The organism is Pseudomonas sp. MWU16-30323 (assembly GCF_020515595.1).
Taxonomy (GTDB): Bacteria; Pseudomonadota; Gammaproteobacteria; order Pseudomonadales; family Pseudomonadaceae; genus Aquipseudomonas; species Aquipseudomonas yamanorum.
On sequence record NZ_JAIWYM010000001.1, the window covers coordinates 515,541 to 534,965 of the forward strand.

The 19,425-nt window shown below is 61.8% G+C and carries 18 protein-coding genes; 9 read left to right on the plus strand and 9 right to left on the minus strand.

Annotated features, from left to right (window positions below; translation table 11 throughout):
* Window positions 1–5 precede the first annotated feature (5 nt).
* Window positions 6–938: a DNA-binding transcriptional activator PunR gene (gene punR / locus LIY45_RS02460; RefSeq protein ID WP_226475196.1), complete on the minus strand. Its 933-nt coding sequence runs from the start codon at window positions 936–938 to the stop codon at window positions 6–8.
* Window positions 939–1,060: 122 nt separating this feature from the next.
* Between punR and punC the strand changes: the two genes are divergently transcribed.
* On the plus strand, window positions 1,061–2,254 hold the full coding sequence (punC, locus tag LIY45_RS02465) for a purine nucleoside transporter PunC (RefSeq protein WP_226475197.1): 1,194 nt from the start codon (window positions 1,061–1,063) through the stop codon (window positions 2,252–2,254).
* On the opposite strand, the gene LIY45_RS02470 is transcribed toward punC, so the two are convergent.
* On the minus strand, window positions 2,251–3,084 hold the full coding sequence (locus LIY45_RS02470) for a nucleoside-binding protein (RefSeq protein WP_226475198.1): 834 nt from the start codon (window positions 3,082–3,084) through the stop codon (window positions 2,251–2,253). The genes punC and LIY45_RS02470 overlap by 4 nt on opposite strands.
* Window positions 3,085–3,228: 144 nt before the next feature.
* Complete coding sequence (locus LIY45_RS02475; protein WP_226475199.1) at window positions 3,229–4,179, minus strand: LysR substrate-binding domain-containing protein; 951 nt, start codon at window positions 4,177–4,179, stop codon at window positions 3,229–3,231.
* 173 nt (window positions 4,180–4,352) lie between these two features.
* On the opposite strand from LIY45_RS02475, the gene LIY45_RS02480 reads away from it, so the two are divergent.
* Window positions 4,353–5,864 (plus strand): nucleobase:cation symporter-2 family protein, encoded by a 1,512-nt coding sequence (locus tag LIY45_RS02480; RefSeq protein ID WP_017477303.1) that lies wholly within the window; start codon window positions 4,353–4,355, stop codon window positions 5,862–5,864.
* A gap of 116 nt (window positions 5,865–5,980) precedes the next feature.
* Here LIY45_RS02480 and LIY45_RS02485 read toward each other — a convergent pair whose 3' ends face one another.
* Window positions 5,981–6,907 (minus strand): proline iminopeptidase-family hydrolase, encoded by a 927-nt coding sequence (locus tag LIY45_RS02485; protein WP_226475200.1) that lies wholly within the window; start codon window positions 6,905–6,907, stop codon window positions 5,981–5,983.
* Between the two features lie 94 nt (window positions 6,908–7,001).
* Window positions 7,002–7,766, minus strand: a complete 765-nt coding sequence (locus LIY45_RS02490) for a LuxR family transcriptional regulator (RefSeq protein ID WP_226475201.1) — start codon at window positions 7,764–7,766, stop codon at window positions 7,002–7,004.
* A 182-nt stretch (window positions 7,767–7,948) separates the two neighbouring features.
* Between LIY45_RS02490 and LIY45_RS02495 the strand changes: the two genes are divergently transcribed.
* The 6 genes from LIY45_RS02495 to LIY45_RS02520 are packed head-to-tail and all read left to right on the plus strand — an operon-like array spanning window position 7,949 to window position 14,128.
* Window positions 7,949–8,836: a proline iminopeptidase-family hydrolase gene (locus tag LIY45_RS02495; protein ID WP_017477306.1), complete on the plus strand. Its 888-nt coding sequence runs from the start codon at window positions 7,949–7,951 to the stop codon at window positions 8,834–8,836.
* A gap of 3 nt (window positions 8,837–8,839) precedes the next feature.
* Entirely contained in the window at window positions 8,840–9,787 is a 948-nt protein-coding gene (locus LIY45_RS02500; RefSeq protein WP_076017283.1) for an ABC transporter permease, read from the plus strand.
* Window positions 9,784–10,641 (plus strand): ABC transporter permease, encoded by an 858-nt coding sequence (locus LIY45_RS02505; protein WP_226475202.1) that lies wholly within the window; start codon window positions 9,784–9,786, stop codon window positions 10,639–10,641. Before LIY45_RS02500 ends, LIY45_RS02505 begins: the two co-directional genes overlap by 4 nt.
* Window positions 10,638–11,594 carry an ABC transporter ATP-binding protein gene (locus tag LIY45_RS02510; RefSeq protein ID WP_226475203.1) on the plus strand — a complete coding sequence of 319 codons (957 nt, stop codon included), beginning with the start codon at window positions 10,638–10,640 and terminating at the stop codon, window positions 11,592–11,594. Before LIY45_RS02505 ends, LIY45_RS02510 begins: the two co-directional genes overlap by 4 nt.
* Window positions 11,591–12,562 (plus strand): ABC transporter ATP-binding protein, encoded by a 972-nt coding sequence (locus LIY45_RS02515; RefSeq protein WP_226475204.1) that lies wholly within the window; start codon window positions 11,591–11,593, stop codon window positions 12,560–12,562. The genes LIY45_RS02510 and LIY45_RS02515 overlap by 4 nt, the downstream gene beginning before the upstream one ends.
* 51 nt (window positions 12,563–12,613) lie before the next feature.
* Window positions 12,614–14,128, plus strand: a complete 1,515-nt coding sequence (locus LIY45_RS02520; protein ID WP_226475205.1) for an ABC transporter substrate-binding protein — start codon at window positions 12,614–12,616, stop codon at window positions 14,126–14,128.
* A gap of 127 nt (window positions 14,129–14,255) precedes the next feature.
* On the opposite strand, the gene LIY45_RS02525 is transcribed toward LIY45_RS02520, so the two are convergent.
* From LIY45_RS02525 to LIY45_RS02540, 4 genes are all read right to left on the minus strand, one after another.
* A complete protein-coding gene (locus tag LIY45_RS02525; protein WP_003218829.1) occupies window positions 14,256–14,996 on the minus strand; it encodes a YciK family oxidoreductase in 741 nt (246 codons plus the stop codon).
* Between the two features lie 188 nt (window positions 14,997–15,184).
* Entirely contained in the window at window positions 15,185–15,856 is a 672-nt protein-coding gene (gene mupP / locus LIY45_RS02530) for an N-acetylmuramic acid 6-phosphate phosphatase MupP (protein ID WP_063032175.1), read from the minus strand.
* A 4-nt stretch (window positions 15,857–15,860) separates the two neighbouring features.
* Entirely contained in the window at window positions 15,861–16,559 is a 699-nt protein-coding gene (gene ubiG, locus LIY45_RS02535; RefSeq protein WP_017477312.1) for a bifunctional 2-polyprenyl-6-hydroxyphenol methylase/3-demethylubiquinol 3-O-methyltransferase UbiG, read from the minus strand.
* Between the two features lie 62 nt (window positions 16,560–16,621).
* Complete coding sequence (locus LIY45_RS02540) at window positions 16,622–17,953, minus strand: TRZ/ATZ family hydrolase (protein WP_226475206.1); 1,332 nt, start codon at window positions 17,951–17,953, stop codon at window positions 16,622–16,624.
* 108 nt (window positions 17,954–18,061) lie between these two features.
* Here LIY45_RS02540 and mtnA point away from each other — a divergent pair, with 108 nt between their 5' ends.
* Complete coding sequence (gene mtnA / locus LIY45_RS02545; protein ID WP_226475207.1) at window positions 18,062–19,138, plus strand: S-methyl-5-thioribose-1-phosphate isomerase; 1,077 nt, start codon at window positions 18,062–18,064, stop codon at window positions 19,136–19,138.
* Window positions 19,139–19,425 lie beyond the last annotated feature (287 nt).

A 19,425-nucleotide genomic window follows, 5' to 3' on the forward strand; every position in this document is an offset into this window, starting at 1 on the left:
GATCCTCAAACGGGGTAGCCGGAGCCCACCTGCACCCCGTTCAACCATTCCTGGTTCAGGGTCTCGGTATCCCCCAGGTAGTCCAGCAACCAGGCCATGGCCGGCGACAGTTTGTTCTGCGCCCACGCCACGCACGACGGGCTGGCGGGGAAGGGCCGGGACAGTTGCAGGGCGCGCAGTTCGCCGCGGTCGATCCATGGCTGCACCAGGTGTGCCGGCGCCATGCCGACGCACAGGCCGTCCCGCAGGCAATCAATCGCCGAAGCCCAGTGCGGCACCACCAGACGACGCTGGTTATCCAGGGTCCAGGTGTCGCGCTTGGGCAGGTTGCGCGAGGTGTCGGTCATGCACAGGGAGGCGAAGGGCCGCAATTGGTCATCGCTGAGCAGGCCTTCTTCCGCCGCCAACGGATGCCGGCTGCTGACCACGCACAGCCAGTTCAGCAGGCCCATGTCGCGAAACGTGAATTGACTGGCCACCGGCACAGCGCTGGTGGCGCCGATCACGATGTCGGTGCGGTCATCGGCCAGGGCATCCCACACACCGTTGTACACCTCGTATTCCATCAGCAATTCCACCTCCGGGAACTGCCGATAGAAATCCAGCACCAGTTGCCGGCAGCGCTGCTGTTTGACGATGGAATCCACCGCGACCTTCAACTGGCCACTCCAGCCATTGGCCACTTGCTGGCACAGTCGGCGGGTGCCGAGCATTTTTTTCATGACGCCACGGGTTTCGTCGACGAACAATTTACCGGCGGGCGTCAGCTCCACGTCCCGATGACGTCGGACAAACAGCGGCACTGCCAGCCATTCTTCGATTTGCCGCACGGTGTAGCTGATGGCCGATGGCACGCGGTGCAGTTCCTGGGCGGCGGCGCTGAAGCTGCCGTGGCGGGCCACCGCATCCACGACATCCAGGGAGTATTCAGACCACATGGGGTTTGCCTTCAAAAATATTGATAAGAGTGTTCAATTATTATCGCTTCACAGGGAAATGCTCAGCTTCATAATAGGCGCCAGTCAGCAAATAGTTTGATGGCAGTTTATACAAGGCTTCAATGAAAAATTCTTTTGGATTCACCTGGTACCTGGCGGGGCTGAGCATGCTCGGCTATCTGGCCATGGATATGTACTTGCCGGCGTTTGGCGCCATGGGCGAGCAACTGCAGATTTCCCCCGGCGCGGTGGGCGCAAGCCTGAGTATTTTCCTCGCCGGCTTTGCCGTAGGGCAGTTGCTGTGGGGGCCGCTGTCCGACCGCCTGGGGCGCAAGCCGGTCCTGCTCACCGGCCTTTCCCTGTTTGTGCTCGGTTGCCTGGGCATGTTCTGGGTCGAGACTGCACCACAACTGTTGGCCTTGCGTTTTGTCCAGGCGATTGGCGTGTGTTCCGCTGCTGTCAGTTGGCAGGCGCTGGTGATCGACCGCTACCCGGCGGACAAGGCACACCGGGTGTTCGCCGGCATCATGCCGCTGATGTCACTGTCGCCGGCCCTGGCGCCGCTGCTGGGGGCGCTGATGTTGAATCACTGGGGCTGGCAGGCGATCTTCGGTGTGTTGTTGGTGGTCTCGCTGCTCCTGCTGCTGCCTACGTTGTTTCTCCGGCCGCTGCCGAAACGCCTGACAACCGATGCCGAACCTTCCCGGCTCGGCTATGGGCAATTGCTCAAGTCGCGGGTGTTTACCGGCAACGTGATGATCTTCGCCGCGTGCTCGGCCAGTTTCTTCGCCTGGCTTACCGCTTCGCCGTTCATCCTCGGCGGCATGGGCTACAGCCCCAATGACATCGGCTTGAGCTACGTGTTGCCGACGCTGTCGTTCCTGATCGGTGGCTACAGTTGCCGCAGTGCGTTGCAGCGGTTCCAGGGCAAGACGTTGTTGCCGTGGCTGCTGCTGGCGTACTGCATCAGCATGGTCGCGTTGTACCTGGTCGCGACCTTGACGGTGCCGACGCTCGCCACCTTGCTGATTCCGTTCTGCCTGATGGCGCTGGTCAATGGCGCGAGCTACCCGATCGTGGTGGCGAATGCGCTGATGCCGTTTGCGGAAAATTCCGGCAAAGCGGCAGCCTTGCAGAACACCTTGCAGTTGGGCCTGTGCTTTCTCGGGAGCCTGATTGTGTCGTCGATGATCGACCAGCCGCTGTTGATCACCGCGATCGTGATGCTGGCGACCGCGCCATTGGCCGTGTTGGGCTACTGGCTGGCGCGGCCGAAGGTTGACGATGCGGATACCGACCTGGTGCGCGCCCGCTAGAACGTCACTTCCATGTTCACCGTCGGCGTTGATGTGCGGCTGCCCCGGCCGCCGTCCACGCCGAACTTGTTATGCCAATACTCGTAACCCACCCCCAGATACAGGTTCGGCTTGACGCTCTTTCCCGGGCGCACCGCTACCATCAGCGCGGTGCGCATCAGGGTTTCCGGCGCCGTATCGCGGCCATGGAAGTCCTCGCCCTTTTCCCCGACGTGATTGATAAACCCCTGAAACTTCGCCCCATGGTTGCCGATCTCGAAAGGCCGCATCCAGGTCAGGTTGAGCATGTAGGTGTCGTCGAAGGTGTGGTCGGGTTCTTTCGCGCCCGGGATGCCGGAATGGTTTCTTTCCTTGTAGTACATCAGGCTCAGGTCCAGCACGCCGACGGTGTTGAACTTCAAGGTCGGGCCAATCACCAGTGCACGTTTTTTCGCCGAGGCCAGGTTGTTGTTGCGGTTGGCGTCAAAGCCGAAGGTGAGGGCGTAATCCTTGATCACCCCGGTGCCCTGCGGCACATCGAATACCCGTGAGGCATACAGCTGATGCCGGTACACGGCATACACTTCGCTGCCGCCGTGGTCGGTGCCCTTGCGTGGGTCGCGGCTGTCGGACAGGAACACATCGAGGTTCAGGTAATTGCTGCCGTACTGGTAGCCGCTGGCGTGGGTGAAACTGTAGATGCGCTTGCTGAATTCATCCGGGTTGTTCGGATTGGTGAACTGCTGTCCGTAGCGAAATCCTACGCTGTTGTTCATCCATTCCAGCGCGACAGCCTCCCCGCCGCCGAACAGTGTGAGTAATACGGTTGCGCCGTGCAGTGCCTTTTTCATTGTTTTAATTCCTTTGGCGTTTTGGCTCATGGCGACCGCGCAAGGGTCGCCGGGCGCAGTATCGGCACATCCGTTGTGGGTTCCAAAGAACAGAATCTCGCCTGGGCCGATGCCGAAACGGCAGCACTGAAGCTGGCCTGAGAGTCAGGAAATACGCGGCGCGGAGGGCGTTTCCTGATGTTCGCGCAAGCTGATTTCTTCACTGAGCAGATGGGCCATGGCTTGCACCGCCATCGGCAAGTCCCGGTCTTTGCGGGCGTACAAGCCGAGGTCGCTGAAGATCCCGCCCTGGTCGCTGAGTGGGATGTGCAAGAGTTCGCCACGGGCCAAATCGGCCTCCACGCCAATGCGGGTCTGGAACGCGATGCCCAGTTGCTGGCGCGCCAGTTGCCGAGCCAGTTCCATGGAGTTGCTCTGCAGCAGCGGTTTGTTCGCCGCCGCCGCACGCTTGTGCAGCGGCGCAATCAGGTGATGAACCGAGAGTTCGCTCTTGGCCTGGATCACCCCGTGTTCACAGCAACGTGCATAACTCACGCACTCCTCGCCGGCCAATGGATGCCCCGGCGCCATCAGCGCACCCAGGCGGAAATGGCCGACACACACCTGGATGGTTTCGCTGCTGCGCGGTAAGGCAAAGGCCAGCCCCAGGTCAGCCTGGCCGTTGACCACCGCGCCGGGAATCGACTGCGAACCTTGTACCGTGACGCCAATGGTCACCTTCGGATAGCGCTCACGCATGCGCTTGAGGGCGGCGGGCAGCAGTTCCACAGTGGCGCCTTCCACCGTGGCGATTTCCACATGGCCGGTCTGCACGCCGTTCAAGCCGTCCAGTTCGCCGCGCACGCGCTCCACATCCTGCAACAGGACACTCACGTGGCGGGTCAGGATCTCACCGGCAGCGGTCAGGCGCAGCCCGCCGGGCAGGCGCTCGAACAGTGCCGCGCCCACTTCGTCCTCCAGCTTGAGGATCTGCCGGTTCACCGCCGAAGACGCCACGTTCAAGCGGCGCGCGGCTTCGCGGATCGAGTGGCAGCGGCGAACCATGTCGAAGTAGTAAATCGCCGGGGCGTGAATGCGCAGCTTGCGGTTGAGCATTTTTTTTCAAGTCCTTGTGCGCAGTGCTTCGAGCCACGGGGCAGGGCGGCTGAATGGATTTTTGTAACGCCGTTGATGGTCTCTTTGTGAAACTGATTGTATACAACTCTATGGACATCCAATCTTTCTATTGCATACAGTGAGTGCACAACAAAAACAGAGAACCCCTCACCATGACTATCCCGAAGGCGTCACCGCAGCGGCCAGAAGACGAGAATCTCGGCGTCGCGGCCAACATGGCTTACGGTCTGCAGCATGTGCTCACCATGTACGGCGGCATCGTGGCCGTGCCGTTGATCGTCGGCCAGGCGGCCGGGTTGTCCCCCGCCGATATCGGCCTGCTGATCGCCGCGTCGCTGTTTGCCGGCGGCCTGGCCACGCTGTTGCAAACCCTCGGGTTGCCGTTCTTCGGCTGCCAGTTGCCGCTGGTGCAAGGGGTGTCCTTTGCCGGGGTGGCGACCATGGTGGCGATCGTCGGCAGCGACGGCGCCGGCGGTATCCCGGCGATACTCGGGGCGGTGATGGCCGCGTCCTTGATCGGCTTGCTGATCACCCCGGTGTTCTCACGAATAACCAAATTCTTCCCGCCGCTGGTCACTGGCATTGTGATCACCACCATCGGCCTGACCCTGATGCCCGTCGCCGCCCGCTGGGCCATGGGCGGCAACAGCCGCGCCGCGGATTTCGGCAGCATGCCGAACATCGGTCTGGCGGCGTTGACCCTGGTGCTGGTGCTGCTGCTGAGCAAAATCGGCAGCGCGACCATCTCGCGGCTGTCGATCCTGCTGGCAATGGTGATCGGCACAGTGATCGCGGTGTTCCTCGGCATGGCTGACTTCTCCAGCGTGACCCAGGGCCCGATGTTCGGCTTTCCCACGCCCTTCCATTTCGGCATGCCAACCTTTCATCTGGCGGCGATCATTTCGATGTGCATCGTGGTCATGGTGACCCTGGTGGAAACCTCGGCGGACATTCTCGCGGTAGGTGAAATCATCGACACCAAGGTCGACTCCAAGCGCCTCGGCAATGGCCTGCGCGCGGATATGCTGTCGAGCATGTTTGCGCCGATCTTCGGCTCGTTCACCCAAAGTGCCTTTGCCCAGAACGTCGGGCTGGTGGCGGTGACCGGGGTCAAGAGCCGTTATGTGGTCGCCACCGGCGGGATATTCCTGGTGATCCTCGGCCTGCTGCCGTTCATGGGGCGGGTGATTGCGGCAGTGCCGACTTCAGTGCTGGGCGGGGCCGGGATCGTGCTGTTCGGCACCGTGGCAGCCAGTGGTATCCGGACCTTGTCCAAGGTGGATTACCGCAACAACATGAACCTGATCATCGTCGCCACTTCCATCGGTTTTGGCATGATCCCGATTGCGGCCCCGAGTTTCTACGATCACTTCCCGAGCTGGTTCGCGACCATTTTCCATTCGGGGATCAGTTCGTCGGCGATCATGGCGATCCTGTTGAACCTGGCGTTCAACCATTTCACCACGGGCAACTCGGACCAGCAGTCAGTGTTTGTCGCCGGGACGGAGCGCAGCCTGTGCTTCCAAGATGTGGCGGCGTTGCGGGACGGGGATTACTTCAGCGGCGGCAAGCTGTTTGATGCCGAGGGCAAGGAGATTCCGTTGCTGGCAGAGGTGCCGAAGAAAGCGGCGGTGCACGGCAGGGCACAGACCAGCGAGGTGTAACAGCAAATCATTGTGGCGAGGGAGCTTGCTCCCGTTGGGCTGCGAAGCGGCCCCAGCTTTTGCGACGGCTTCGCAGTCGAGCGGGAGCAAGCTCCCTCGCCACATAAACGGTGTCATCAGCTGACTTTTCTGTGTGGCACCGAACACGCCTCATCCAAAAACTGCACCACCGTCCCCATGCACGCCTGCCGCTCTTCAACATGGGGCATGTGGCTGGAGTCTTCGAACAGCGCCCAGCGCACGTCGGCAATCTCATCCAGGAACGGCTTGACCACCAGCGGCGTGGCCTCGTCATGGCGACCGGAAATCACCAGGGTCGGCACATTGACCTTCGACAGCCGGCCAATCACGTTCCAGTCTTTCAAGCTGCCAATCACATGGAATTCCGTCGGGCCGCTCATGGCGTGGTACACCGTCGGGTCCGAATCCACTTGGGCGAAGGTGCGCGCGACTTCTTCGGGCCATGGATTGACCCGGCACACGTGCTGGTCATAGAAAATTCGTGAGGCGGCCAGGTATTCAGGGTCTTGGTAGGTGCCGGCCTGTTCGTGCTTGAGCAGGGTCTCGTGCACCCCTTCAGGTAGAAGTTTGCGCAGGCGGTTGGCCTCGGCGACCCAGGTCCGCATGCAGGTTGGCGAGTTGGCCGGGATAAACGCGCGCAGGCCCTTGGGTTGCAGGATGGCGTGTTCGCTGCCGAGCATGCCGCCCCAGGATTGCCCCAGGATTGCGTAGTTGTTGCTGATCTGCAGGTGGTCCAGCAGGTTGTCCAGTTCTTCCAGGAACAAGCCGACGGTCCAGAAGGAAGGGTCTTTGTCGGGCAGGTGCGTGGAGCGGCCGTTGCCCAGTTGGTCGTAGTGAATGACCGCGTGGCCACTGGCAGCCACGTCCTTGTAGGCGTCGACATAATCATGGGTGCAGCCCGGGCCGCCATGGAGGATGACCAGCGGCGTCAGGCCGCTGTCCAGGTTGCCGGTGATTCGGTACCAGGTATGGTAGTCGCGAAAAGTCGCATAGCCTTCGCGGATGGTGTCGATGAATTCCATTTCGTGCCCTGCCCTGAGAAAAAATGATCAGGTACACGATAGTCGGCACGTAAAGTTTAAGTAACTAGCAAAACAGCTAGGTTTTTCCTTCGGCTCAGTCTTCCAGCAACCGGTAATGGGTGGCGCGCACGACCGCTTGCACCCGGTTCTTGGCCCCCAGTTTGTGCATGGCCGACGCCAGGTGCAGGGTGACGACTGCCAGGGAGCGGCTCAATTGCGTGGCGATTTCGGCGGCGGTCAGGCCGTCGGCGGCCCATTTCAGGCATTCGCGCTCACGCTTGGTCAGGCGGATATGCGGGTAGGAGCGCAGTTCCTTGCTGAACAGCGGGTAGGCCGCTTCCTGCAACGCGTGGGTAATCAGGCTGAATTCCGACAGGGTCTGGCGGGCGTCCTCCAGCACCGTGCTGGCCTTGCCGGTGCGCAGGCCGGTCAGCGAGGCGAAGCCGCCCCGGGGCAAATGTATCGGCACGCTGACGCCGCAGGTCATCTGCCGGTCGTGCAGGTAGCTGGATACGGGGGCGTGACACGGGTCGATGATCTTTTGCAGCGCCGTGTCGGCCTTGGCTTCGTAGGACCAGACAAAGGGTGAAACCGTCGACAGTGCCAGATGCTGCACCGGATCGATCTGATAAAAGCCGGCGCTGCACCACAAGCTGTACCAGTCGGGCGGCGTATTGCGCAGTTGCAGCACAGAAGGGGTGATCAGTGCACCATTATGGTCAATGGGCACGGGGGTGTAGTCGTAGACCAGCGCATCAAAACCCAGGTCCTGGGCCAATACGAGGGTGTTGTCCATCTGTTCATCCAGGCTCCTGCCGGGGATGAGACGGTCATTAAAGGCAGTTAACCTGGCCAGCATCCGTTCTGCTCCCGAATTCGTTTGAATCTCGTCTTGCTGCAAGTAGAATGCCACGCCCCGGCGAAGGACTGCCAGACCAAACCTATAAGAATTACCAGGTTATGGACGCGCGGCATCCTCGGTAGTGTTGGCCTTTAAACGGCCACTATCCCCAGGGCCGACACACAACAAGGAATGTCTGCATGTGGCGTGAAATTGCCCCCGACCAGCAGTACAACGTGCAAGTCGATGGCCACAACCTCGTGGCCTACAGCTTTGGCGAAGGCGACGAGGTGTTGCTGTGCCTCAATGGCGGCCCAGGCCTGCCTTGCGACTACTTGCGCGACGCCCATGGCTGGCTCAAGGACAACGGCCTGCGAGTGGTTGCATTCGACCAGCTTGGCACCGGCGCATCAGCCAGACCGACCGATGTTTCGCTGTGGGAAATCAGCCGTTATGTCGAAGAAGTCGAGACCGTGCGCCAGGCCCTCGGGCTGGGGCGCGTGCACCTGCTGGGACATTCCTGGGGCGGATGGCTGGGCATCGAATACGCCATTCACTATCCCGACGCGCTGAAAAGCCTGATCCTGGAAAACACCGTCGGCGACATTCCGCACCTGTCCCTGGAACTGGAACGGCTGCGCGGCGCTCTCGGTAGCGAGACCGTGGCGATGATGCAACGCCATGAAGCCATGGGCACCCTCGACCATCCGCAGTACCAGGCCGCTATTACCTTGCTCAACTACCGCCATGTCTGCCGCCTGGACGAGTGGCCGGCGCCGGTCCAGCGTTCCCTCGGCGACTGGAACATGGGGCCCTATGAAACCATGCAGGGCCCCAACGAATTCCTCTATATCGGCAACCTCAAGGACTGGAACCGCATCCCCGAGATGGCCGAATTCAAGATGCCGATACTGATCACCACCGGCCAGCACGACGAACTGACCCCGGCCTGCGCCATGCGTATGAAAAGTGCGGCCAGGCACGCTGAATTGCACGTGTTCCCCAACAGCAGCCATATGCCGTTTTACGAAGAGCCCCAGGCTTACTTCCCGGTGTTGCTGGACTTCCTTGCTCGTCACCGAGGCTGACGGATGAACCTGGCGCGTTACCGTTTTGTGCTGTCCCGGCCGCTGCAATTGCTGCCGGTGCTGTTTGGCATCAGCCTGATCACCTTCGTGCTGGTGCGCTCGATTCCCGGCGACCCGGCGCGGGCGCTGCTGGGTTCGCGCAGCACCCCGGACGCCTTGTTGAAGATCCGCGCCCAGTACGGCCTCGACCAGCCACTGTGGCTGCAATATTTCTACTTCCTGAAGAACCTGCTCAAGGGCGACCTCGGCCAGTCCCTGCTGTACAAGGTCGACGCGCTGAAACTGATCGTCACCCGCATCGAGCCGACCCTGTTCCTGGTACTCGGCAGCGTGCTGCTGGCGCTGTTGATCGCCGTGCCGATGGCCACCGTGGCCGCACGCAATAAAGGCGGCTGGGCGGATAACCTGATCCGGCTGTTTACCACGGTCGGCCTGGGCATGCCGGCGTTCTGGCTGGGCTTGATGTTGATCCTGTTGCTCAGCGTGCAATGGGGCCTGTTCCCGGTCTCCGGGTATGGGCGCACTTGGCTGGACAAGGCGCACCACATGGTCCTGCCGTGCCTGACTATCGCCCTGGCGCTGTCGGCGGTGCTGGTGCGCAACCTGCGGGCGAGCATGTTGATGGAATTGCAGGCCGATCACGTCACCGCCGCCCGGGCGCGCGGTTTGTCGGAGGCGGCGGTGTTTCGTCGCCACGTACTGCCCAATTCCCTGGTGCCGGCGGTCAACCTGCTGGCGGTGAACATTGGCTGGCTGATCAGCGGCACGGTGGTGATCGAAAGCCTGTTCGCGATTCCCGGCATTGGCCAGTTGCTGGTGCGCGGGATTTTCACCCGCGACTACATGGTGGTGCAGGGCGTGGCGATGGTGCTGGCCTGTGCCACCGTGCTGGTCAACTTTGTTGCCGATGTGGTGACCGTCGCGCTGGACCCACGAGTGAAGATGCAATGAGCAGCCGCCCATTGATTGCCCCGTGGCGCTTGCGCCTGCGCTTTGGTTTTCGCAATGGCCGGCTGACGGCGGCCTGGGGCCTGTTGATTCTGCTGACATGGCTGGCGCTGGCCGTGTTCGCCCCGTGGATCGCACCCTTTGATCCGATTGCGCAAAATACCGATATCAGTTTGCTGGGCCCCAGCCTGGCCCATCCATTTGGCACGGATAACTACGGGCGAGACATTCTTTCGAGGGTGGTCTGGGGTGCACGCATCGACCTGCAACTGGCGGTGGTCGGGGTGATCTTTCCGTTCCTGATCGGCACCTTTGTCGGCGCGGTGTCCGGTTATATCGGCGGGCGTTTCGACAGCTTCTGCATGCGGGTGATCGACGTGATCCTCGCCTTCCCGTTCCTGGTGCTGATGCTGGCGATCATGGCGATTCTCGGCCCGGGTTTGAAGAGTTTCTATATCGCCATGGCGCTGGTGGGCTGGGTGTCCTACGCGCGGCTGATCCGCTCGCAGATCCTGGTGCTCAAGGAAAGCGACTTCGCCCTGGCCGCCAAAAGCCTGGGCTTTGGCCATGGGCGCATTCTGTTTCGGCATTTATTGCCTAACGCGATGTTCGGCTCGATTGTGTTTTCCATGTCTGACGCGGTGCTGGTGCTGCTCAACGGCGCAGCCGTCAGCTACCTCGGCCTGGGCGTACAGCCGCCGACCGCCGAGTGGGGCACCATGGTTGCCGAAGGGCAGGCGTTTATCACCACCGCGTGGTGGATTTGCACCTTCCCGGGCCTCGCCATCGTGACATTGGCCATGGGGTTCAGCCTGCTGGCCGATGGTGTGGCGCAAGTGCTGGGGGATCGCTCATGAGTCTTCTGCAAGTGCGCGACCTGAGCGTGATCGCCAACAACACCGGGCGCGATGTGACCTTGGTGGACCGAGTCTCCTTCGACCTGGCCGAAGGTGAAATCCTCGGCCTGGTGGGCGAAAGCGGCTCAGGCAAGACCATGGCCTGTCGCGGGCTGATGCGCTTGCTGCCGTCCCCGAGCTTGCGGGTGCAGGGCGGCTCGGTACGTTTGGCCGGCCAGGAGTTGCTCACGCTGGATGATGCCGGGATGCGTGCGGTGCGCGGCGGGCAACTGGGGATGATTTTCCAGAACCCCAGCAGCCACCTCGACCCGTTGATGCGCATCGGCGAGCAGATCGCCGAAGGCATCCGCCTGCATCAGGGCGCGTCGAAAAAAGACGCGCGCTTGCAGGCCATCGAGGTGCTGCGCCAGGTTGGTATTCCCGATCCCCAGGCGCGAATCGACAACTATCCCCACGAGTTTTCCGGCGGCATGCGCCAGCGGGCGATGATCGCCGTGGCCCTGGGTTGCAATCCCAAAGTGCTGATCGCCGACGAGCCGACCACCGCCCTCGACGTGACCGTGCAGGCCCAGATTCTGCGCTTGTTGTTGGACCTGCGGGACCAGCGCGGCCTAGCGATCATCATGATCACTCACGACCTGGGCGTGGTGGCGCAAACCTGCGACTCCATCGCCGTGATGTACGCCGGCCGCCTGTGCGAACACGGCAGCAAATACGAGCTGCTGGCGCACCCGCAACACCCGTACACCGCCGGCCTCATCGAGTGCCAGCCCGCCACCAGCAGTGGCCATGCCTTGTTGCGCACCATCGCCGGGCAGCCGCCGTTGCTCGATGCGTTGCCCAAGGGCTGCAGGTACAACCCGCGTTGCCCACAAGTCGGCACCTTGTGCACCGAGCGGCTGCCGGAAGGCGCGCGGGTTGCCTGCCACTATCCCCTGGGAGTTCGCCCATGACGCTTTTGCAGGTGAATGACCTTGAAGTGCGTTTTGCCGCCGCTGGCGGTGGCCTGTTTGGCCTGAATAAACAGTGGGTGCGGGCGGTCAATGGGGTGTCGTTGACCCTGGCGGCCGGCGAAACCCTTGGGTTGGTGGGCGAGTCCGGCAGCGGGAAAAGCACCCTCGGGCGGGCGATCCTGCACCTGAATTCCATCAGCGCCGGGCAGGTGGTGTTTGACGGCATCGACATGGCCCACGCCGGGCCTGTCGACATCGCGCGTTTGCGGCACGAGACGGCGATGATCTTCCAGGATCCCTACGCGGCCCTGAACCCGCGTCTTACGGTCGGCGAAACCATCGCCGAAGTTCTGCGGGTGCAGCGCAAGGTGACATCGGAAAACATCCCGCGCCGGGTCGACGAATTACTCGACCTGGTAGGCCTGCGGCCCGAGCTCGCCAGCCGCAAGCCCGGCTCCCTGAGCGGCGGCCAGTGCCAGCGCGTCGGCATCGCCCGGGCGCTGGCGGTGGAGCCACGGCTGATCATCGCCGACGAATGCGTGGCTGCCCTGGATGTGTCGATCCAGGGCCAGATCATCAACCTGCTGCTGGAACTGCAACAGCGGATGAACCTGGCGATCCTGTTTATCGCCCACGACCTGGCCATCGTCCGCCGCCTGTGCGACCGGGTGGCGGTGATGTACCTGGGGAAGATCGTCGAGGAAGGCCCGGTGGAAGCGGTGTTCACCACGCCGCGCCATCCCTACACGGCAGCGTTGATCCAGGCGATCCCGGAGATTGATCCGTACCGCCCGTTGCCCAGCGAACCGTTGCCGGGCGAGCCACCGAGCCCGCTGAAATTGCCCGGTGGCTGCGCCTTTCACCCGCGTTGTCGGCATGCACGAGCCGTGTGTGCCGAGGTATTGCCGCCGACTCACGTTGTGCAAATGCATCGGTACAGTTGCGTGCTTGAAGAACCTTTGCTTTGAACCCTTCCTGCCGTTCATGAACAACCGCCGTTATAGACAAGGAGTTATGACATGCAATCCCGTCACTTGAAGTTGCTCGCCGCCGCCACACTCACCGCGTGGTCGCTGACCGCCGGTATCGCCCACGCGGCCGGTGTACTCACCATCGGTTGCCGTGAAGACAGCACCACCTTTGACCCGATCAAAAGCGCGCAGAACCGCGACACCTGGGTGTTCGCCAACGTCTACGACACCCTGGTGCGCGTGGACAACCTGGGCACCAAGATGGAACCGGGGCTGGCCGAAAGCTGGGACATTTCCAAGGACGGCCTGACGTACACCTTCAAACTGCGGGCTGCGAAGTTCTCGGATGGCTCGCCGATCACTGCTGACGACGCCGCCTTCAGCCTGTTGCGCATTCGCGACAACAAGGCCTCGCTGTGGAGCGACCCGTTCAGCCTGATCAACACCGCCAAGGCAGCTGATCCGCAGACCCTGGTGGTGACCTTGAAAACCCCGGCGGTCGCTTTCCTCTCGCAACTGGCTTCGCCGACGGTGTCGATCCTGTCGGAAAAAGCCATGACCAAGATGGGCGAAGACGCCTACTCGGAAAACCCGGTGACCTCCGGTGCGTTTACCGTGGGCGAGTGGCGCAAGGGCGATCGGGTGATCCTGAAGAAGAACCCGAACTTCTGGCAGGCCGGTAAGGTGAGCCTGGATGGCGTGGAGTGGGTGTCGGTCACTGACGACAATACCCGCATGCGCATGGTGCAGAACAACGAACTGGACACGGCGATCTTCGTCCCGTTTTCCCGGGTTGAAGAGCTGAAAAAAGACAAGAACGTGGTGGTGCACTCCGACCCGTCGACCCGTGAAGATCACCTGTTGATCAATCACGCCCACGGCCTGCTGGCCAAGCCGGAAGTGCGTCAGGCGCTGGACATGGCCATCGATAAACAATCGCTGGTGAAAACCGCCACCTTCGGCCAAGGCACCGTGGCCTATTCCTACATCCCCAAAGGCTCGCTGTACCACTACGCCAACAACCTGCAACGCCCGTATGACCCGACCGAAGCCAAGAAACTGCTGGCTGCTGCCGGCGCCGAGGACTTGAAGCTCAACTACGTGGTCAACGCCGGCAACGAAGCCGACGAGCAGATTGCGGTGATGATCAAGGATCAGTTGGCCAAGGTCGGTGTAACGGCCAACCTGCAAAAGGTCGACCCGACCCAAAGCTGGCAGATGCTGGTGGACGGTGATTACGATATTTCGGTGATGTACTGGACCAACGACATCCTCGACCCAGACCAGAAGACCACCTTCGTACTGGGCCACGACACCAACCAGAACTACATGACCCGCTACAAGAACGACAAGGTCAAGGACCTGGTGGCGGCCGCACGGATCGAGGCGGATCCGGTCAAGCGTGAGCAGATGTACGTGGACCTGCAGAAAATGGCGAAACAGGATGTGAACTGGATCGACCTGTACTACAGCCCGTACATCAACATCTCACGCAAGAACGTGAGCAACTTCCTGCAAAACCCGCTGGGGCGCTTCACCCTTGAGGAAGTGGTGAAGAACTGAGTTTTTAACCCCACCACAAACCAATGTGGGAGCTGGCTTGCCTGCGATGCCGGCACCTCGGTGTTTCAGTTACACCGCGGTGATGCTATCGCAGGCAAGCCAGCTCCCACACAGACCGTGTCAGCTGTTATTGCGCGTCAAACGCCTGCCCATTGATGCCCGTACTGTCCGGCCCCATCAGGTACAGGTACACCGGCATGATTTCTTCCGGTGTCGGGTTATCGGTCGGGTTCTCCCCTGGATATGCCTGGGCCCGCATGCTGGTGCGGGTGGCGCCCGGGTTGATGCTGTTGGCGCGCACCGGTGCGACGTTGTCCAGCTCGTCCGCCAGGGTTTGCATCAGGCCTTCGGTGGCAAACTTCGACACCCCGTACGCCCCCCAATAAGCCCGGCCCTTGCGGCCCACGCTGCTGGAAGTGAACACCACCGACGCATCCTGGGACAGCTTGAGCAGCGGCAACAGCGTGCTGGTCAGCATGAACATCGCGTTGACGTTCACGTGCATCACCCGCATGAAATTCTCACCGGACAACTGCTCGATGGGCGTACGCGGGCCGATGATCGAGGCGTTGTGCAGCAGGCCGTCGAGGTGGCCGAATTCCTTTTCGATCATTGCTGCCAGCTCATCGTATTGATGGGGCAGGGCGGTCTCCAGGTTGAACGGGATCACCACCGGCTGTGGCTGGCCGGCGGCTTCGATTTCGTCATACACCTGGGCCAGGTTGGCTTCGGTCTTGCCCAGCAGCAGTACGGTGGCGCCGTGGGCCGCATAGGTTTTTGCCGCTGCGGCACCGATTCCGCGACCGGCGCCGGTGACCAGGATGACCCGGCCCTTGAGCAGTTCTGGACGTGCGGAGTAATCAAACATAAACAACCTCGACAAAGTTCACAGAAAATCCATGTGATTGATTGCGGCTAAGGCTGGCTAAGGCTTCTGTGGCGAGGGAGCTTGCTCCCGTTCGACTGCGCAGCAGTCGCGAAAAGCGGGGCTGCTTCGCAACCCAACGGGAGCAAGCTCCCTCGCCACACAGTTGCATCAACCTCAGGCAGTCCCGATCAGCAGCTGCACAGCGCGCTATCCAGCACTTTGCGCAATTCCAGCGGGTGATCCACCACCACGTCGGCACCCCAGTTGCGCGGGTTGTCGTCCGGGTGGATATAGCCGTAGGTGACCGCCGCAGTGCGGGTGCCGGCGTCGCGGCCCGACTCGATGTCCCGCAGGTCATCACCCACGAACAGCACGCTGGCCGGGTCCAGGTCGAGCATCTTGCACGCCAGGATCAACGGCTCCGGGTCCGGCTTGCTGTTCTTCACGTGGTCCGGGCAGATCAGCAGCGCCGAACGTTCGGCCAGGCCCAGTTGCTGCATGATCGGTTCGGCAAAGCGCAGTGGCTTGTTGGTGACCACGCCCCAGATCAGCTTGGATTTCTCGATATCCACCAGCAGCTCTTCCATGCCCTCGAACAGCTTGCTGTGGATCGCGCAGCCCTTGAGGTAACGCTCCAGGAATTCCTGGCGCAGCTCTTCAAAGCCTGGGGACTCGGGGTCCATGGAAAAGGTCACGGCGACCATCGCCCGGGCGCCGCCGGAGATTTCATCGCGGATGTGCTGGTCGTTCATCGGCGCCAGGCCGCGGTCAGCCCGCATGGCCTGGCAGATGGCGATAAAGTCTGGCGCGGTGTCCAGCAGGGTACCGTCCATGTCGAAAAGAACCGCTCGCAACTTCACAGGCTTACTCCTCGCGCAGGGTCTGGATCATGTAGTTGACGTCAACGTCGCTGGCCAGCTTGTAGTGCTTGGTCAGCGGGTTGTAGGTCAGGCCGATGATGTCCTTGACGGTCAGCCCGGCCTGGCGGCTCCAGGCACCCAGCTCGGAAGGGCGGATGAATTTCTTGAAGTCATGGGTGCCGCGAGGCAGCAGCTTCATGATGTATTCGGCACCGATGATCGCGAACAGGTAGGCCTTCGGATTGCGGTTGATGGTGGAGAAGAACACCTGGCCACCGGGCTTGACCATGCGGAAGCAGGCGCGGATCACCGAGGAGGGGTCCGGCACGTGCTCAAGCATTTCCAGGCAGGTGACCACGTCGAACTGCCCGGGCATCTCTTCGGCCAGCTCTTCGGCGGTGATCTGCCGGTATTCAACGCTCACGCCGGATTCCAGCTGATGCAACTGGGCCACGGCCAAGGGGGCTTCGCCCATGTCGATACCCATCACGGTGGCGCCGCGCTGGGCCATGGATTCGCTGAGAATCCCGCCGCCGCACCCTACATCCAGTACCTTCTTGCCGGCCAGGTTGACGCGTTCGTCAATCCAGTTGACCCGCAGTGGGTTGATGTCGTGCAGGGGTTTGAACTCGCTTTCGCGGTCCCACCAGCGATGGGCGAGGGCTTCGAATTTGGCGATTTCAGCGTGGTCGACGTTGCTCATGGGGAATCCTCTAAATCTGATAAAACGGTTTGCCGGCCCTGGCATGCGTTGCCAGGGAGGCGTTATTCGCTGTGTCCGCTGATGCGCTGGCCCCAGGCGATGGCCGTGGCGCGCACCTGTTGTTCATCCAGGCGGGTCAGTTGCCGGTCGTCGAGCAATTGCTTGCCGCCGACCCAAAGGTGTTTCACACAATCGCGTCCGGTGGCATATATAAGCTGTGAGACCGGATCGTAGATCGGTTGTTGCGCCAGGCCCGACAGGTCGAAGGCCACGATATCGGCGGCCTTGCCGACTTCCAGCGAGCCGATTTCACTTTCCAGGCCCATGGCCCGAGCGCCGTTGAGGGTGGCCATGCGCAAGGCGCGGTGGGCATCCAGGGCGGTGGCCGAGCCGGCGACGGCCTTGGCCAGCAACGCGGCGGTGCGGGTTTCGCCCAGCAGGTCGAGGTCATTGTTACTGGCGGCGCCGTCGGTGCCTACTGCCACATTGACGCCGGCTTGCCACAGGCGTTCCACCGGGCAGAAGCCGCTGGCCAGTTTCAGGTTGGACTCCGGGCAGTGGATCACGCTGGTGTTACTTTCTACCAGTAAAGCCAGGTCGTCATCGCTGATTTGGGTCATGTGCACGGCCTGGAAGCGCGGCCCCAGCAAACCCAGGCGGCCAAGCCGTGCCAGCGGGCGTTCACCGCGCTGTTCAACGGACTGCTGCACTTCGAAGGCGGTTTCATGTACGTGCATGTGGATCGAGGCGTCCAGCTCCTCGGCGATCATGCGGATTTTTTCCAGGTTTTCATCGCAGACGGTGTACGGCGCGTGGGGGCCGAAGGTGATTTTGATCCGTGGGTGATGCTTGAGGTCGCCGAACAGTTCGACGCCCTGGCGAATCGCCTCGTCGGCGTCAGCAGCACCGGGAATCGGGAAATCCAGGATCGGGATGGCGATTTGCGCGCGGATGCCTGCGTTGTGCACGCGTTCACTGGCGACTTTCGGGAAGAAGTACATGTCCGAGAAACACGTGATACCTCCTTTGATCTGCTCGGCGATCGCCAGGTCAGTGCCGTCGCGCACGAAGGCTTCGTCGACCCACTTGGCCTCGGCGGGCCAGATATGGTTTTCCAGCCAGGTCATCAGCGGCAGGTCGTCGGCCAGGCCGCGAAACAGCGTCATGGCCGCGTGGCCATGGGCGTTGATCAGGCCAGGGCTGAGCAGCATGCCCGGCAGTTCGCGCACTTCGGTCGCGGCAAGCTTCAGGGCCGCGGCGCGTGGGCCGATAAATGCAATACGCCCGTCACGAATGCCCAGGCCGTGCTCCTTGAGCACTACGCCGGCAGGCTCGACAGGTACCAGCCAAGTGGGCAGCAGCAATAAGTCGAGCGGGGCGGCAGTCGGTGTCATCGAGGGCAGTTTCCCAGGCATCTATAGAGAACGGCGAAGTATACCCGAGCGTCCTGGCTGGCGGATCGCTATAATCGGCGGCTTTTGTTCATGAGTGCGGGGTGAGGGATGCGCGATCGACTGTTGGCAGCGGAGAAAGTGAAGGCCATCGACTGGCGTGATGGCGCACTGTACCTGCTCGATCAGCGTATTTTGCCGTCTGCGCAAACCTGGGTCGCCTGTACCAGTGCGGCGCAGGTGGCCGAGGCCATTCGCTCGATGGTGGTGCGCGGTGCGCCGGCCATTGGCATCAGTGCGGCATATGGCCTGGTGCTGGCCGCTCGCGCTCACATCGCCGAGGGCGATGACTGGCAAGCTGCCTGGGAAGAGGACTACGCATTGCTGGCGGATACCCGTCCGACGGCGTCGAATCTTTTCTGGGCCATGAAGCGCATGCGTGACTGCCTCGATCGCCTCAAGAAACACGCCGACCCGCTGGCGGTACTGGAAGCTGAGGCGGTAGCGATTCACCAAAGTGATCGCGAAGCCAACCTGACCATGGCGCAGCTGGGTGTTGAGCTGATCCGCAAGCACCAGGGCAACGTCCAGGCGATCCTGACCCATGGCAATGCAGGGGCGCTGGCCACGGGCGGCGTGGGTACGGCCCTCGGCGTGATTCGCGGGGCGTTCCTGGAAGGCATGGTGGAGCGAGTCTATGCCAACGAAACCCGGCCCTGGCTCCAAGGCTCGCGGCTGACGGCCTGGGAGTTGGCCAATGAGGGCATCCCTGTCACCGTGAATGCCGATTCGGCGGGTGCGCATATCCTCAAGACCAAGGGCGTGACCTGGGTGATCGTCGGTGCCGACTGCATTGCGGCCAATGGTGACGTGGTCAGCAAGATCGGCACCTATCAGTTGGCAGTGTGCGCCATGCACCACGGCGTGCGCTTCATGGTGGTGGCAGCCAGTTCCACCATCGACCTGATGGCGGCCAGTGGTGATGACGTGCCGCTTGAAGAGCGCGACGCCCGGGAGCTGCTGGAAGTCGGCGGCACCCGTGTAGCCGCCGATGTAGACGCCTTCAATCCGGTATTTGACGTGACGCCAGCGGACCTGATTGATGTGATCGTCACTGAAAAAGGCATCGTCGAGCGCCCGGACACGGCGAAGATGGCGCAATTGATGTGTCGTAAACGCCTGCATTAAGGCAATTCGCCTCCAAAAAACATCCGGGATCCAGTTCTAAGCCCCTCTCGTCGCCGTCAAGCCTGTCATCCGTCAACTTACTATGCTCCATGCGCATCAGGGGGATAGGTGCGTGGCGGCGATTGTGATAACATCCGGCGGTTTCCAGGGTCACCCCAAGGGGTAACCTTCAATGCGCAGATCCGTGTCATAACTCGTTGATTTGTCGTAAGTCGTTGCCAGGCATCATGCCGGCAGCGGCGAGCTTCGTTCGTCCCATAGGATGTGACGAGGTTTCACCCGAAAAA

What these genes read in the sequence shown, in the direction of transcription:
- punR (WP_226475196.1), bottom strand. Translation starts at nt 938, where the DNA reads ATGTGGTCTGAATACTCCCTGGATGTCGTGGATGCGGTGGCCCGCCAC.
- punC (WP_226475197.1), top strand. Translation starts at nt 1,061, where the DNA reads ATGAAAAATTCTTTTGGATTCACCTGGTACCTGGCGGGGCTGAGCATG.
- LIY45_RS02470 (WP_226475198.1), bottom strand. Translation starts at nt 3,084, where the DNA reads ATGAAAAAGGCACTGCACGGCGCAACCGTATTACTCACACTGTTCGGC.
- LIY45_RS02475 (WP_226475199.1), bottom strand. Translation starts at nt 4,179, where the DNA reads ATGCTCAACCGCAAGCTGCGCATTCACGCCCCGGCGATTTACTACTTC.
- LIY45_RS02480 (WP_017477303.1), top strand. Translation starts at nt 4,353, where the DNA reads ATGACTATCCCGAAGGCGTCACCGCAGCGGCCAGAAGACGAGAATCTC.
- LIY45_RS02485 (WP_226475200.1), bottom strand. Translation starts at nt 6,907, where the DNA reads ATGGAATTCATCGACACCATCCGCGAAGGCTATGCGACTTTTCGCGAC.
- LIY45_RS02490 (WP_226475201.1), bottom strand. Translation starts at nt 7,766, where the DNA reads ATGCTGGCCAGGTTAACTGCCTTTAATGACCGTCTCATCCCCGGCAGG.
- LIY45_RS02495 (WP_017477306.1), top strand. Translation starts at nt 7,949, where the DNA reads ATGTGGCGTGAAATTGCCCCCGACCAGCAGTACAACGTGCAAGTCGAT.
- LIY45_RS02500 (WP_076017283.1), top strand. Translation starts at nt 8,840, where the DNA reads ATGAACCTGGCGCGTTACCGTTTTGTGCTGTCCCGGCCGCTGCAATTG.
- LIY45_RS02505 (WP_226475202.1), top strand. Translation starts at nt 9,784, where the DNA reads ATGAGCAGCCGCCCATTGATTGCCCCGTGGCGCTTGCGCCTGCGCTTT.
- LIY45_RS02510 (WP_226475203.1), top strand. Translation starts at nt 10,638, where the DNA reads ATGAGTCTTCTGCAAGTGCGCGACCTGAGCGTGATCGCCAACAACACC.
- LIY45_RS02515 (WP_226475204.1), top strand. Translation starts at nt 11,591, where the DNA reads ATGACGCTTTTGCAGGTGAATGACCTTGAAGTGCGTTTTGCCGCCGCT.
- LIY45_RS02520 (WP_226475205.1), top strand. Translation starts at nt 12,614, where the DNA reads ATGCAATCCCGTCACTTGAAGTTGCTCGCCGCCGCCACACTCACCGCG.
- LIY45_RS02525 (WP_003218829.1), bottom strand. Translation starts at nt 14,996, where the DNA reads ATGTTTGATTACTCCGCACGTCCAGAACTGCTCAAGGGCCGGGTCATC.
- ubiG (WP_017477312.1), bottom strand. Translation starts at nt 16,559, where the DNA reads ATGAGCAACGTCGACCACGCTGAAATCGCCAAATTCGAAGCCCTCGCC.
- LIY45_RS02540 (WP_226475206.1), bottom strand. Translation starts at nt 17,953, where the DNA reads ATGACACCGACTGCCGCCCCGCTCGACTTATTGCTGCTGCCCACTTGG.
- mtnA (WP_226475207.1), top strand. Translation starts at nt 18,062, where the DNA reads ATGCGCGATCGACTGTTGGCAGCGGAGAAAGTGAAGGCCATCGACTGG.